This is a genomic window from Microcoleus sp. AT9b-C3 (assembly GCF_036705485.1).
In the GTDB taxonomy this organism is placed as follows: Bacteria; Cyanobacteriota; Cyanobacteriia; order Cyanobacteriales; family Microcoleaceae; genus Microcoleus.
Window position 1 is genome coordinate 57,155 of sequence record NZ_JAUBUR010000031.1, and the last position, 14,085, is coordinate 71,239.

Below are 14,085 nucleotides of genomic sequence, written 5' to 3' on the forward strand. Positions count from 1 at the left end.
CTCATAAGAGTAGAAATCCTGGGATAAATCACCTTTATTCTTTGCATAATTGGGATAGTTTTTGCCTAAGATAAAAAAACACAAAAATAGATCTAAAGCCCTATAGCCCTAAAATTCGCCCATCCGCCCAAACCAATAAAAATTGTAAATAACCCGCGAAAAATTCTAAGTTAAAACAGGGTTGTCAAAGCGGATAGCGCACAACTTCCGCGCCACAGAATATAATGTATCCACACTTGCATTTTTGCAGACAAAAAAAAGGAAATGAAAAGAGGCGAATACCATGTCCAATGCCATGATGGTAATTTACCCCTATCGCGAACAGTACACTTGGGTTTTTGACGACGAGCGAGTCGGACTTGTCCGAGAACCATTTGTTCAGGGCGTGCCCGAAATGATTAACGCGCTTGTCGCAGACATTCCCAATGCCGCTCAAGGTTTCCGACTTTTATTTTCAGCCAACCCATTTCCCGGATATCAAGCAGAAATGCTGTGGTTGAAAGCAGAATACGGCGGTAACTGGTATCGGTGGGAATCGAAAAATCTCGAAGGCTGGCTGTGTCCGGCTTTGCTCAAATACTTTCCAGAAGCACCGCCCAAGTTTTACTGCAAAGCTGAAAAACTGCAATAATTAACAGCAAGTCAATGAAAAATTTGTCAATTTTTAAAAGAAACTTTGTTCAACCAGTCGATAAAACATCTCGAAAAAAGCCTAAATTCTTTGTGTATATCGTGGGGCTATTTTTCCTAGTTTTCACAGCGGCAATTTCCGCCACAATGGGGGCAATTACTGCTCTGTTAGCTCCCGTGGAACCGCCAATTATCAATAAAGTATTAGAGGCTACTGGCTTTGACTATCTATCCTCCAACCGCTCTGGATACCGCCTATCGCGGCCAGTTAATATCTTGATATTGGGAATTGACCGCGTGCCAGAAGCAGCAGCCAATGGCCCTAAGATGTTTAACGGTCGCAGCGATACAATACTCTTATTGCACCTCGATCCTAGAGATAAATCTATTAGTTTGCTTTCAGTCCCGCGAGATACTAAAGTCGAAGTTCCCGGAATTCCATTCAGCAAAATTAGCGAAGCCAATGCTAGAGGAGGAGCAGCTTTAGCGACGCGATTGGTTAGCAGTATGCTGAACAATACGAAAATAGAACGATACGTGCGAGTCAGCAGCAATGCGTTTCGGGAATTAGTCGATTTAGTGGGCGGAATTGAGGTATTTGTACCTCGCGCCATGTCGTATACAGATAGCGCCCAAAAGTTAAAAATAAACTTAGCCAAGGGATGGCAAACTCTCAACGGAGAACAAGCAGAACAATTTGCTCGATTTCGCAACGATGGTTTAGGAGATATTGGTCGCATTCAGCGGCAGCAATCTTTAATTCAAGCTATTCGGAACCGTCTCACAAGTGCATCAGTATTGGTGCGCTTGCCACAAATTGTGCGGTTGATGCAAAAATATGTGGATACAAACCTAAATTATGAGGAAATATTGACGCTGGCAAATTTCGGTTTGCAATTGGAGCGAGAGAATTTTAAAATGGTAATGTTGCCTGGAAGTTCTAGTTCTGAGCAAGGAGATTTGAGGAGTTATTGGATTGTAGATGCGATCGGGCTCGATCGCATTATGACACAATATTTAAACCCGGGCGTGCCGGATCTTGCCCAAGGACGATTTCGCAACCCAACCGAGTCTGTTTTGCCCAAAAACCTCAAAATAGCTGTCCAAAACGCTTCTAGCAAACCGACAACCGCAAAAAACGTTGGTGAATTTCTCACAAAAAAGGGCTTTTTTAATGTATCTGTAGTGCAGGATTCGCCCCAGAAGGAGCGTCAAAGTCAAATTATTGTTCAGCAAGGCGATTTAGAGGCAGCGAATCTACTGCAAAAAGAGTTAGGCGGCGGTAAAATTGAAGCATCTTCTACCGGTGAAATCAATTCTGACTTGACACTTCGCGTTGGCGAAGATTGGGTAAAGCGATTTTAATTAGTCATTAGTCATTAGTCAGCAGTCAACAGTCAGCAGTCAACAGTCAACAGTCAACAGTCAACAGCCAACTATGCCCAATTCCCCATTCCCATCATCATGAAAAGAGTCTTCCGAATCTTCCTGAGCCTGGTTTTAAGTTTAGTGTTGGCTTTTGGGTGGGTGCTGCTGAGTGCCACTCCGGCATTTGCCTTGCCGAAAACAAGTATTAATTACACAAATATTAATTTGTCCGATCGCGATTTTTCCAACTCGGATTTAGCGGGGGGAACATTTGTCGCAGCCGAAATGCGGGGAACAAATTTTCAAGGCGCTGATTTAACTAATGCGATTTTGACTAAGGGAGTTTTGCTGGATGCCAACTTGTCAGGTGCCAACCTCTCCGGTGCTTTGGCAGATAGAGTTACATTCGACGGCGCTAATTTGACGAATGCTAATTTTACCGAGGCAATTATGACTCGAACTCGCTTTTTTGATGCTGCAATTTCCGGCGCTGATTTTACTGACGCGATTATCGACGCTTATCAAGTGAGTATCCTGTGCGAGAAAGCAGATGGTGTCAATCCCGTGACGGGAGTTTCTACCCGCGAAAGTTTGGGATGTCCGTAGAAATTTATACTTACAGGAATGATGCAAAAAGTGGTTTTACGCGCTACTTATAGCGGTTACATTGATAGTCGTAAGGTGCGCAGTGCGCACCCTACAAATAGAGGTTTTGCGTAAGTTCTGTTCTTCCTTCTTCCTTCTGCTGTATCGCCTCTATCGAGCGCTACAAATGCCTGTGCTGGCAGTACCAACTACCAAATCGGAATTCAAAAGCAAATCTAAATCGGTGTCAGGATTAACAGCATACAAATCGACTTTATCTCTACCCAAAAACACCCCGATCAAAGTCCCGATTCCCGCACCGCCGAGCACCTCTTCAGTCGCGATCGCCCGATCGCCCGTAACACCTGCGATCGCAGCAGCAGCAGCAGCACCCAACGCCGTATTCTTAACCAGATTACCAACATTAACACCCTTGGTAACAGTTTCTTTCCTAGTAATCACTTGCGAAGTGGCATTGAGAGGCACTCTGCTGCCGTTGATGATACTTAATTCTTGAGCCACAAACTGAACGCCCGAAGCAGTCGATCGCAATTCGCCGCTAATTTTCGAGCCTTCGGGTATCAGCACTTGGCCATTATCGCCCGCGATATCCGAAGCTACAGTCAGCGTAATCGGAGACTTGTCATTGGGGCCGAGCAAAATCTTGCCTTTTGTGTACTCGATGGGGATAGTCACCCCACTGGGAATTTTCACAGCAACAGACTCGCTAACATTAATCTTAGCAATGTAAGGAGAATTAATTGCTCTTGCTTGATTGGTACTCACTAATGTTTGATAGATAAAAGCAGCTACTTCAGCTCGCGTTGCTGACTTGTTCGGTTTGAGAGATTTAGGATTGGGATAGCTGACAACCAACTGTTTTTCAGTAGCAGCAGCAACGCTTTTGACAGCATAACTTTGAATCTCACCCGCATCATTATAGTAACTGAGAACATCTTGAAAATCGCACGTAGGCTCATAGCCCATTCCGTTATTTAAAGCGACTACAACTTGAACGCGAGGAATCTGCTGTGTCGGCCTGAAAACATTGCCGGGATAGCCAGACATCCATCCCATTTCGTAAGCTTCGGCGATCGCCCCGCTTGCCCAAAAATTAGACGGAACATCGGCAAATCTTACAGCAGCGCGGGTTTTTGCCTTTTTGACAGAACGGATCATTGCCGCGAATTCAGCCCGTGTTACCGGTGCATCCGGCCGAAAACTGCCATCAGGAAATCCTTTGATAATTCCTCTTTCTGACAAATCTTGAATAAAGTCTTTTGCCCAGTAGTTATTATTAACATCCGAAAAAGCTGTTTGAGCAAAAGAAGGCGCGGGAGCTAGCATCGGCGCTGCGGTTCCGGCAACTGTTCCCAGTGTTAATAAAACAGATGTACCGGATTTTATGCGATGTAATACAGACATTTTTTGATTCTCCAATTTCTACAAGTTTTTTATTGAGAACAAGTAAGCTTTTGAGAGGCAGATTTATTACTGCACAACTTAGTCTTTCCCTCAGTTATGTAATCATTATTGACTGCTTTTATTTTTAGTGGAGGGAAGATACGGTCGTTTAAAATAAATGTTTTTATTGTTAGGATGCGATTTTAAAATGCTTAAAATCCTTAAAATCCTTATGTTCCTTATCTCCTTTATCTGCCTTCTCTCTGCAATTAACAGGATTTAGGAACAAAGCCGTTTGATATTAGTTAACTATATTAACTAAAAGCGAATATAATTGACTCGATCGAGAAATACCTGTTTGTTGCTTATGAGTAGCCTGACGTTTGCCTCAGCCCATCAGCTAGCGCGAATGATTCGCGATCGCCAAGTCTCTGCCGTCGAAGTTCTCGACGCTTACCTTACTCAAATCGCCAAGCACAACTCGCAATTAAACGCCATTTGTACCCTGGATGAAGACAATGCTCGTACTAGAGCAAAACTTGCCGATGAAGCCCTAGCCAGAGGAGAAAACTGGGGTGCTTTGCATGGGGTTCCCATCACGATTAAAGACATTTTTGAAACAGCCGGACTCCGCACCACAGCAGGCTATATTCCCCTCAAAGATTATGTGCCTCAACAGGATGCAACTGCTGTTGCGAGATTGCGGGCAGCAGGTGCTGTCATCATGGGAAAAACCAACATGGCGGAACTGGCTGCAGATTATCAGAGCACAAATTCTCTGTTTCCACGGGTGAATAATCCTTGGCATCTTGACTACACACCTGGTGGCAGTTCTGGAGGCAGTGCCGCTGCTGTCGCGGCCGGACTTTCACCGTTGGATTTGGGCAACGATTTCGGGGGTTCGGTGCGTCAACCCGCTCATTTCTGCGGCATATATGGTTTAAAGCCGACAGATCGCCGTATTTCTACAGCAGGGCAGATTCCTGAAGTGCCGGGAATGCCACTGTCTATTCGGCAAATGATGACAGTGGGGTGTTTTGCCCGATCGCTCGAAGATATCCGGCTGTGTTTTTCGTTAATTGCAGGCGCGGATCGGCGACGCCCTGATGTCCCGCCGATTCCGCTCGATCGACCCTCTGGCAAGTCTTTGCAGCATCTCAAAATCGCTTGGAGCGCTGAATGGGCTGAAGTTCCCGTTGCTTCTGAAATTCGAGCAGCTATGGAGTCGATCGTGCAGACACTCTCTGACGCAGGTGTCCAAACCGAACGCTGGCTTCCCAAAGACTTTGACCTTTCCAAAATATTAAATCTCTACGGGCGGATGTCAATGTACCTTACTATCTACGCTCAACCGCAGGATAGATATAACGTGCGTCGTAGTTTAGAGTTAATCTTCCGCACCGCAACCCAAGGCGACAAGGAACTCCGAAAATTGGGAGATTTCAGCAGGTTCCTACCTGAGATATTGAATCCAAGTTTGAAAGGATATTTCGACGCACTCACACAGCGCGATCGCTTCACTGCCCAGATAGATGAGGCATTAGAACCGTGGGATGTATGGCTTTGTCCAGTTGCAGCAACCGCTGCGTTTACTCACCGTCCCGCTTGGAGTGCCGTTGAGGTTAATGGTAGATCCTATCCTCATTCAGTGGCAAACGGGGCTTACACCATGCCTTCTAATCTTAGCGGACACCCTGCGGTGGTAATTCCAATTGGACAAACTCAAAATGGTTTACCGATTGGAATGCAAATTGTTGGTAAGCGGTGGTGCGAAATGGAGTTGTTGGCGATCGCAGAAGCGATCGACAAAGTGGTTGGTAGCTTGCAACACCCACCTGGTTATTGAGCATTTTATAAAGTTTTACTTGATGGTGAAGAATACAATTAGTGGTAGGGTGCGTCAGGTTTGAGAGCAGCGGATACAGAAAATCAGATGATGACGCACGCTTCTTGGGTGGTGTGTCAATATTAACTCGAATACAATTTTTTTCAATTTTTATAGGTAGTATTGCAGTATGGGTGAGTTAATTGTGCGTTTTTTAAAGTTCCTAAACCCCCATCAGCTTTTCTTGTAATATGGTCGATACTGTTAAATCTGCTAGGCAGATACCCTCCACAAATTTTACAAACTGGCCAGCCTGGTAGAGCCTCTCTGATAAACGCAGATGCTTTGGTTTCTCTAGAAAATTCTTTACTCTGAATTTCACCACTGTCGGCTTTCTTTGGAATTTTCAGAGTCGCAAATCTTTTATCGCCGGATCTTATTTCTGTGATAACATTCTTTTTATCTATACCTCCTGACAACTTATTAATGACTTCTAAGTAGAAGTCTCTCACTAGATCTCTAGCTTGTAATGCGTCACTCTTCTTGGCAACAAGTTGTGGAACCATATCATAATTCCAAATTACCCATTCAAAGTCTTTTCTTACCTTTATCAATTTAGACCATGATTTAGTCTGTTGTAAATGTAAAATTAAACTGACCACCCCATAAAAGGAACCAATTTTTGGCTTTCCTTGTTGAGTATAAAAGTATACCAGTGGATGTAAACCCAGAGATGAAGGATCCTTGCTATTGATTCTTTGAGCCACTTTTTTGCACTGCTTTAGTAGCTCAATAGTTTTATCGCCTGTTGAATCTTCTCCCAACTGATTATCGGTTGATATGTTATTGACAATATTTATAAATTCTAAAATCAATTCCAGCTTATCCGAAGATGAAAGATTCCCCACAATTGGTACATCTAATGTTTTAATGGGATTTGAAAGTTTGGGCTGAAATATAAGTTCGTGTATTTCTTGCGCTACTGTTTCAATCTCATCCTGTTTTTGTTCAGAGAACTCCGACCAATATTTATGACCATTACCACTTCTCACGATCGCACGCGCCGCCACACCATTAGGTGTTTTACGTGCTAGTAGCAACCTCATCTCGGTCTCACTAATCGGGGCTGCTTTCTGGTTGATTTTGAAAAAAGATTCCTCCGCTTTCATAGCATCACCTTCAACCCATTGAAGTGAAATCGCTGAGGCCCCTAAGTTCCTAGCTCTTTCCAGCATTTTAGGATTAAGTTGACCTGGTTGTGAAGTCAATGATTGATAATCTTTGTAAGCTCCTATTTTCTCTTTAATTAGTTTGCGAGTTTCTTTGGCTGCCTCTTTCTGTTCGTCAGTGATGTTGCCGTCATAAAATTGTTTAGAAATCTTACCATCGCCATAATCATCATTAATCCAAGCAAGTAACGAACTCAGTCGATGAGAACCATCAACGACAAAATAGTGGCTACTACCTCGCCAAAGAATAACTGCGGGGATTAAATCTCCATCTAAAAAACTTTCAATAAACTCGCATATTTTTGCTGCATCCCATTCATTAGTTTCTCTTTGAAAATCCGGTTTTCGCAAAAACGGATAGAAGAAAGAACTTTGTTCTAGATCGCGAATACCTATAGTGAGGATACTTCTTCCCATATTGCGTTCGGGCTGATCTTTAATTTCAAATGCGTCTCTGGGAATAAGTGCATCTAGACTAACTGGGGAATTTTTGGATAATTTTGCCATTTTAAGTACCGAGTGTTACTTTTTAGTGTTTCTTGAGTTTTCGCTTGATCGTGTTCCGTTTGAGCGTTGCAAGTCAAATCTATTTCGCTCAATCTAGAGGCTAAGCGCCCATTGTGAATGCCGCGAAAGTTAGCCCTGATGACTAATGACTACTGACTAATGACTAATAGAGGCGAGCGGCTCCCAACTCGTTGCATCTTCAAATAAAGATTGATACCCCGCTGCATTGGGATGTAGCCCGTCTGCAATCAGGCGCGATCGCCACCAATCACTACCCCGATCGAGCCATTTATCAAAAATATCTAAATAGGGAATTCCCCGCAAATGACAAGCTAATTTCGTTGCTTCTTTATACCGATATTGGTCAGCATGACTGTAATACAAACAATCTTGAAAAGGCATTTTACTTTCATCCACCGGCACCATCCCGACAAATATCACCGGACAAAGTTGTTGGGACAGGTTTAACAAATTATCCAAAACAGTTTTAAAATGTTCAAAATCAGTGTAGCTGCGCCCGGTAGGCGACTGCACTCTCGCCGAATCGTTGAGACCTACGGAAAGAATAATCGCATCCGGGACGCGGTTTCTGAGCTCGCCACGGTGCCGAAACTCGTTTTCGAGCCGCTGGGAGACTTGATAGGTGCGATCGCCCCGAACGCCCAAATTGTATAAAACGTGTCCTGCACTCTCCGGTAACATCCACTGGCGCCGCAATCTTTCCACCCAGCCACCGCCTACACCGTCGCCGAAACCGTAGATTAAGCTGTCACCGAAAGCAACCAATTTGAGGGGATGAGAATTTCCCCGATGCAAGTGACCAAAGGAATAGGCTGTTGCTACCTGCATAAGCAATGATACTCAGTTAATAAATTATTAATCTTGACATACTAGACTAGAATGTAACATTACATAAAGTAGGTAGTCTCATGGTTAAGCGTCCAACTTTCGATTCAACTCAGCTAACCCGTCGCGCGGAAGAGTTGATTAACGGTGCATCCAACCGCTATCGGATTACGGTGCAGGTGGCGAACCGCGCAAAACGCCGTCGCTATGAAGATTTTGACAATATGGACGACCATCAAATGAAACCTGTAATGCGGGCGATATTTGAAATGTCCGATGAACTGACTCAGCCGGAAATTATCGGAGATATCTAGACTTCGGGAGTTTTGGGTTTTGAGTGGTGAATTGCCAGCAATTTTTGTCAACTCAAAACTCACAACTTTTTCAAACTAGACTTGGGCGCGCGGGACGAGAAACCCGGTTTATTCCTAGTTACCTTGTTAAAAAACCTCTGATTTTTCTAATAAACCGGGTTGATGAGCGTAAATCCTAAAATTATAAACAACTAGGACATCTCCTGGCCGCTAAGTGTATGAAATTATTCTATTTTTCTAATTTTTGTCAAAACCGTGAATAGATTAAAGCAGGGCTTAAGTTTTCTGTTGGTTACTTTGAGTGTAGCGATTTTCACGCTTTTGAGTTGGGTATTGGAATCCGGGGAACTGAGTATGTCGGCTTTGGAACCTTCGCTGCTGCGGAGTTCTGAGTCTGCCTCAGTGCAGCGGGTGGCTCAACAATCTGCGTCACCGCAAGTGAGGGTGCAAGATGCGTGGAAATTGGTGTACGAAAAATTGCCTGATTTCCCGATCGAGAATAACTACATTTCTAAGGAAACAGGAAAAGTCGATCCTACCAATACTTTAGTCGGGCGGTTGATTCGATATCACGTATTTGTCAAAGGACGGCCGCCTAATTACCGCTTTGATTGGAAGTTGAGTTTAGCTGACTATTTGGGGGCAACTCCCGACTATTTGGTGGAAAGCGTGTATCCGGGAAAAGACGTTTTGCGCTCAAATCCAATGGAACAGGATCGTGCGGCTATTCAAAGGTTAAATAGAGCACAGCGGGATGCTTTAGTTCAAGCTTTGGTTGATGTTTTTACGGACAATTCCGGGCGTGGGCCCACACCGGCGGCGGGGGAAAAACCACAAGGGCGATCGAATTCGCCGGAAATACCGCAGCCGCAGCCGGGAGATGCGAAGTTGCTGGCACCTTAATACTCAGGAATGCAGAAACCGGGTTTTTTACGGAAACATTGCTGTTGAGCCTTTAACACAGGTAAAAAACCCGTTTTCTTTCGTATTTATGAGTAAGTCCTACTAATCTAAAATCCAAAATCTAAAATCTAAAATCTCTTAATGGTGGAACGTGTAATTAAGACTGGTAGCGGATGGCGTTTGGGATGGAACCCGGAGGCGGAAGAGTTTAAGGGTTTGGTGGCGGGCGACGGTTGGGCGATCGAACTCACGGAGGCTGAGTTAAACGATTTTTGCCGATTGTTGGGGCAATTAGCCGGCACAATGAGTCACATGGCCTCTGAGTTAATGGACGAGGAAAAAATCGCCATTGAAGCCGAAAGCGACTTGCTGTGGGTGCAGGTGGAAGGCTATCCCGAAGCTTACAGCGTGCAATTGATCTTGAATGCTGGCCGAAGGTGCGAGGGTTTTTGGCCGGCGGCGGCGGTTCCAACTTTGGTGCAGGCCGCAAAAGTTTTAAAAGTTTTTTGACTTTTTCGGGAATTCTATGCTAAGCTATTAAAGCTGTCGGGGCGTAGCGCAGCTTGGTAGCGCACTACTTTGGGGTAGTAGGGGTCGTGGGTTCAAATCCCGCCGCTCCGATTGTGATAAAACCTTCTCTATGAGAAGGTTTTGTTGTTTTAGGGCCGGCGACGCAGCTCTTAACATTCTCAATTAGGGCATCGGCCCAGAAATAAGAATCAATCTCTGCTTCCGAACAGTCTATAGCTGTATCCTCAAATTCAAATCAAATTCAAAGGCTTTGCGATTGCTTCGCGACCCTCACAATAAAATTAATCATAAAAAAAAGGCGTTTGTATTTGACAAACGCCTTTTTATAGAATTACAAACGCGGCGTCTTATCTTGTTTAAACGACGCTAACCATTCGCGAATTTGGTCGGCCGCAATCTCGCGCCCGCCCAAACCAAAAGCTAGAGCAATGCCAACTGCGATCGCCCCAAGTAGCAGCCCGAAAGCCAAATTCACAATATCGCTGCCAATGCCCATCTGTTGCAGCGCCAAGGCCGAAACAAAGGCAATAATCGCGATCCGAGCCGTTTGGCCTAAAAGCCGCGCTTGGCGAGTTCCAGAACTGGCAATCAAACTAAACGCCAGATTCGCCAAATACAAGCCGATCGCAAATACCACCAAACCGGCTAGCACCCGACCTGCAACCAGGACAATACCGCTAACAATCGCCGTCAGTGCTGGAATCCGCAGCACATCGGTAGCCGCCACCACAGCAAACAGCATGATGCCCACCTGCACCACAATGCCGACAAATTCCGAAGGCGTGCGGGCCGGAAGTTCCGGTTCCTGAAGAATCGTTGCGTCAGGATCGATCGAACTCGGCGGTAGCCGCAGCCGCTGTTTCGGCTGCTGCACTCCCAACCAAGAAAAGACATTGTTAAAGCCAATTCCCGTCAGGATATTAGTGACCAAATCGCTGATCCAGCGCCCCAACATATAAGCAACCGCCAGAATTAGGGCTGCTGTAAAAATGTTGGGAAGCGCGCCCAGAATCGTGTTGAGCATCGCGATTGCCGGCTGCGAAATCGCCTGAATGTCCAAAGCGTTCAGAGCTGCTATCGCTGTTGGAATCAAAATCAAAACATAGACGATAGTCCCGACAATCCACGACAGCGATTGTCCGCCCGAAGTCCGCGAAATTCCAAACCGAGCGCCCAAACTGTCCGCCCCAGCAGCAGCCAACAGATTCGTGACAATCCGCCGCACCACCATAGCCAGCAGCCAGCCCACAAACCCAATCACCACAGCTTCCAGAATTTTCGGAATTGCCGCCAGAATTTGGTTGAGTAAATTATTAACCGGCAGCAGAGCCTGCTGCATTTCCAGTGAGTCGAGAATCAGCGGCAAAAACAGCAGAAAAATGAACCAGTACAGCGCATTCGCCAGAGTATCGCTCAGCAGCAAAGGGCGCTCACTGGGCGCAGTTCCCACCTCTTGATTCAAGCGCTCGTCCACGCTAAAAGCCCGCATCGCCCGCGATACGGCCATTTTGGCTACAGTTGCCAACACCCAAGCAATCCCCAACCAAATTAGCGCGCCGGCTAACTTCGGCAAGAAACCGGTAATTTGATTGAGAAAAGTATTGAGGGGTTGCGAGACAGCCGTTAGATTCAGCCGGTTGAAAAAGGCAATTAGGAAAAAGACAAAAATGATCCAGAACACCGCTGCGGAAATCCATTTTTCCACGTGCGGGGCTCCAGCTCCTTCTGGGCGGCCTGTAATCCAAGCAGCCAGCCGATTGTCGAGCGTAGTCTTCTTGAGCAATCCGCCCACTACAGATGAGACGAGGGCTGATACTATCAAGCCAATGAGCAGGATACCGACGGCCCAGAGGAGATTTTCAATGTTTGAGCCCTGAAGGAAATTGTTAATTCCGCGTTCTGCATCTGTCAGGGCATTCCCGGGCTGGGCCTGTGCCAAAATGCGATCGGACAACGCCGCTATGGGGCCCGATATCGGTTGAGTTATTTCTTGCCAAGTTTCATTCATTTTTTTCTCAGGTTAACGTCAGATTTGACAAGGAGAAGACGAAACTTTAATAATAGTTCCAAAAAATCTAGACATCGCCTAAATTTAATGTTTGTACACTTTTAATCGTACTGGGTTAACTACAAAACCCTCTATCGAATTTGGGATCAACCCATATCCGACTGCTTTTGGGCGAATATTCAAAGAACCGTTGACATCGGCATTTATGAATCGTCCAGTTTTGGTTCTGAACAATCATTTTTTTACCCTACTGCCAATGTAGTCGGAATGTTGTTGAATTGGTTCCACATCCAAAGCTGAACATTTGGAGGTCTAACTCTCCTCAACTAACACAACTTGAATCCCGCAGGTTGTCCTTTGTACTGCAATATTTGCCCAAATCGGCTATGGGGAATACAAGCAAAAGTTTGATTTTTAATCAAACCCGTATTAATCCCATCTTTAAAATCCTGGTTCCAGCCTATAACCAGTAAGCCCATTTGATTATTGACGAGTTCTTTAGTAATTGCGGAACTCGGCGTGTGGAGGTAGTAATCCACTTTACAGTTACGCTTGTGCCACAATTTGGCAAGTTTTTCACTGTTTTTTTGCGCTGCGGGCAGCAATGATTTCAATGCCGATGAAACTTGATTGCAGTATTGCTTTGTTGACTTAACAGCCCCTCCGTCGTAGATTGTCGGTACTAACTCAGGAACATTGTAGGTTAATGTTGCCAGATTGTTTAATCCTAAATCTATGGCAGCTACTCTCTGATTAACTTGTAAAGGCTGTTCTAACTTTTCATAGAGCACCTTGACCCCATAACAACATACTTTGGGAACAATCCGGATTTCCAGAATCGAGGTGACTCTTGAAGGCAACCAAATATTAGTCCCACAGGGACGAGCATATCCTTTTTTTAAGGCTTTTTTGCTGACAGCTTGACAATTAAATACAACTACATAGCGCCCATCCTCTCTTTTTCGCTCTCTTGAACCTTGATAATGAGGGATTTTCAATGCTGCTTGAAATTTAGTTGGGTCTTTCTGATGGTTTCGCACCCACAGATAATAGCTAGTCCATGCTTTGAGGACTAAGCTGAGCGTGCTTTGTGCTACTTTTGCGGGCAGTGCTTTGTAATCAATATTTGTTTTAAGCGCGCGATCAACAGCCAGAGCGTTTGTTTCTTGGCTGGCGAAAAAGTTTTGACGGTAGATGTAGTTAGCGCTATTGTAAAGATTTTTGCACTGCCAAGAAAGTCGATCGGCTTCTCGATAAAACCTATGATTTGGTTTAAAGACGTGCCTTTCGACTAGCTGCATAACTGGTATATATACTTTAATTCAAGATGATACACTGTATTTATGAGTGTGTCAATCTTTTATTTTCTGGAAAAATTGACGGTACAAGTAAATAAATGACTATAAAGTAAGCAAAGTTTTGTAATACCGTCGTTGTTGCAGGTTCTCATGTCAATTCGTCAAGTTTTCGAGCAATCCATTGAAATTCGCGCTGCTGCTACTCTGGTGGAGCAGTGTATAGTCGATCGCACTTTAATGCACAAGTGGCTCAATCCCCTGCTATGCTGCGATCCCCAGGGCGAATGGGATACGGCTGTAGGAAGTCGCAGCTTATTTATCATAAAAATTCCCGTCTTGCAACCCACTTTAGAGAGTGTTGTGTTGGAGCGACAACCCGGTTTAATTGTGTGGGGGTTTGACGGATTTTTCAAAGGATGCGATCGTTGGGAATGCCAGCCGCAAATCCAAGGAACTCTCTTGATTAACCGCTTTGAATTTCAAATTCCCAATCCTTTAATTAGATTTGGTTTCAATCGCTTTGCAGCCCCTTGGACGGAGAAAGATATGAAAGACCAACTGCGGCGGCTTAAGCGGGTAGCCGAGCAACTATCTCAAAAAATGGGTAAAGTATAATGGGGAATTGGTAATTGGTAGT

General features: G+C 44.9%; 13 protein-coding genes and 1 tRNA gene. 9 read left to right on the forward strand and 5 right to left on the reverse strand.

From position 1 onward, the window contains the following. Window positions 1–283: 283 nt before the first annotated feature. From QUB77_RS23850 to QUB77_RS23860, 3 genes are all read left to right on the forward strand, one after another. Window positions 284–631 (forward strand): DUF6717 family protein, encoded by a 348-nt coding sequence (locus QUB77_RS23850; protein WP_190661090.1) that lies wholly within the window; start codon window positions 284–286, stop codon window positions 629–631. A gap of 146 nt (window positions 632–777) precedes the next feature. Beyond that, a complete protein-coding gene (locus tag QUB77_RS23855) occupies window positions 778–1,995 on the forward strand; it encodes an LCP family protein (RefSeq protein WP_333177860.1) in 1,218 nt (405 codons plus the stop codon). Window positions 1,996–2,094: 99 nt separating this feature from the next. Further along, complete coding sequence (locus QUB77_RS23860) at window positions 2,095–2,604, forward strand: pentapeptide repeat-containing protein (RefSeq protein ID WP_333177857.1); 510 nt, start codon at window positions 2,095–2,097, stop codon at window positions 2,602–2,604. 150 nt (window positions 2,605–2,754) lie between these two features. Here QUB77_RS23860 and QUB77_RS23865 read toward each other — a convergent pair whose 3' ends face one another. Then, on the reverse strand, window positions 2,755–4,008 hold the full coding sequence (locus QUB77_RS23865; RefSeq protein WP_333177855.1) for an S-layer homology domain-containing protein: 1,254 nt from the start codon (window positions 4,006–4,008) through the stop codon (window positions 2,755–2,757). A 346-nt stretch (window positions 4,009–4,354) separates the two neighbouring features. Here QUB77_RS23865 and QUB77_RS23870 point away from each other — a divergent pair, with 346 nt between their 5' ends. After that, window positions 4,355–5,833, forward strand: coding sequence for an amidase (locus QUB77_RS23870; RefSeq protein ID WP_333177853.1), 1,479 nt, complete (start codon window positions 4,355–4,357; stop codon window positions 5,831–5,833). Between the two features lie 143 nt (window positions 5,834–5,976). Here QUB77_RS23870 and QUB77_RS23875 read toward each other — a convergent pair whose 3' ends face one another. Together QUB77_RS23875 and QUB77_RS23880 are read right to left on the reverse strand one after the other, a co-directional pair. Beyond that, entirely contained in the window at window positions 5,977–7,548 is a 1,572-nt protein-coding gene (locus QUB77_RS23875) for a GmrSD restriction endonuclease domain-containing protein (protein WP_333177852.1), read from the reverse strand. Between the two features lie 156 nt (window positions 7,549–7,704). Beyond that, on the reverse strand, window positions 7,705–8,397 hold the full coding sequence (locus tag QUB77_RS23880; protein WP_333177849.1) for a GDSL-type esterase/lipase family protein: 693 nt from the start codon (window positions 8,395–8,397) through the stop codon (window positions 7,705–7,707). Between the two features lie 80 nt (window positions 8,398–8,477). Between QUB77_RS23880 and QUB77_RS23885 the strand changes: the two genes are divergently transcribed. The 4 genes from QUB77_RS23885 (at window position 8,478) to QUB77_RS23900 (ending at window position 10,232) form a co-directional block, all read left to right on the forward strand. Next, on the forward strand, window positions 8,478–8,708 hold the full coding sequence (locus QUB77_RS23885) for a DNA-directed RNA polymerase subunit omega (RefSeq protein WP_015175138.1): 231 nt from the start codon (window positions 8,478–8,480) through the stop codon (window positions 8,706–8,708). A 255-nt stretch (window positions 8,709–8,963) separates the two neighbouring features. Further along, window positions 8,964–9,611, forward strand: a complete 648-nt coding sequence (locus QUB77_RS23890; RefSeq protein WP_333177845.1) for a hypothetical protein — start codon at window positions 8,964–8,966, stop codon at window positions 9,609–9,611. 141 nt (window positions 9,612–9,752) lie between these two features. After that, window positions 9,753–10,121, forward strand: coding sequence for a DUF1818 family protein (locus tag QUB77_RS23895; RefSeq protein ID WP_333177843.1), 369 nt, complete (start codon window positions 9,753–9,755; stop codon window positions 10,119–10,121). 37 nt (window positions 10,122–10,158) lie between these two features. Further along, window positions 10,159–10,232, forward strand: a tRNA-Pro gene (locus tag QUB77_RS23900). A gap of 241 nt (window positions 10,233–10,473) precedes the next feature. Here the strand turns inward: QUB77_RS23900 and QUB77_RS23905 are convergent. Together QUB77_RS23905 and QUB77_RS23910 are read right to left on the reverse strand one after the other, a co-directional pair. Further along, a complete protein-coding gene (locus QUB77_RS23905; protein WP_333177841.1) occupies window positions 10,474–12,150 on the reverse strand; it encodes a mechanosensitive ion channel in 1,677 nt (558 codons plus the stop codon). A gap of 326 nt (window positions 12,151–12,476) precedes the next feature. After that, on the reverse strand, window positions 12,477–13,451 hold the full coding sequence (locus QUB77_RS23910) for a transposase (RefSeq protein WP_333177839.1): 975 nt from the start codon (window positions 13,449–13,451) through the stop codon (window positions 12,477–12,479). 147 nt (window positions 13,452–13,598) lie between these two features. Between QUB77_RS23910 and QUB77_RS23915 the strand changes: the two genes are divergently transcribed. Further along, complete coding sequence (locus tag QUB77_RS23915; RefSeq protein ID WP_333177836.1) at window positions 13,599–14,063, forward strand: SRPBCC family protein; 465 nt, start codon at window positions 13,599–13,601, stop codon at window positions 14,061–14,063. The last annotated feature ends 22 nt before the right edge of the window (window positions 14,064–14,085 follow it).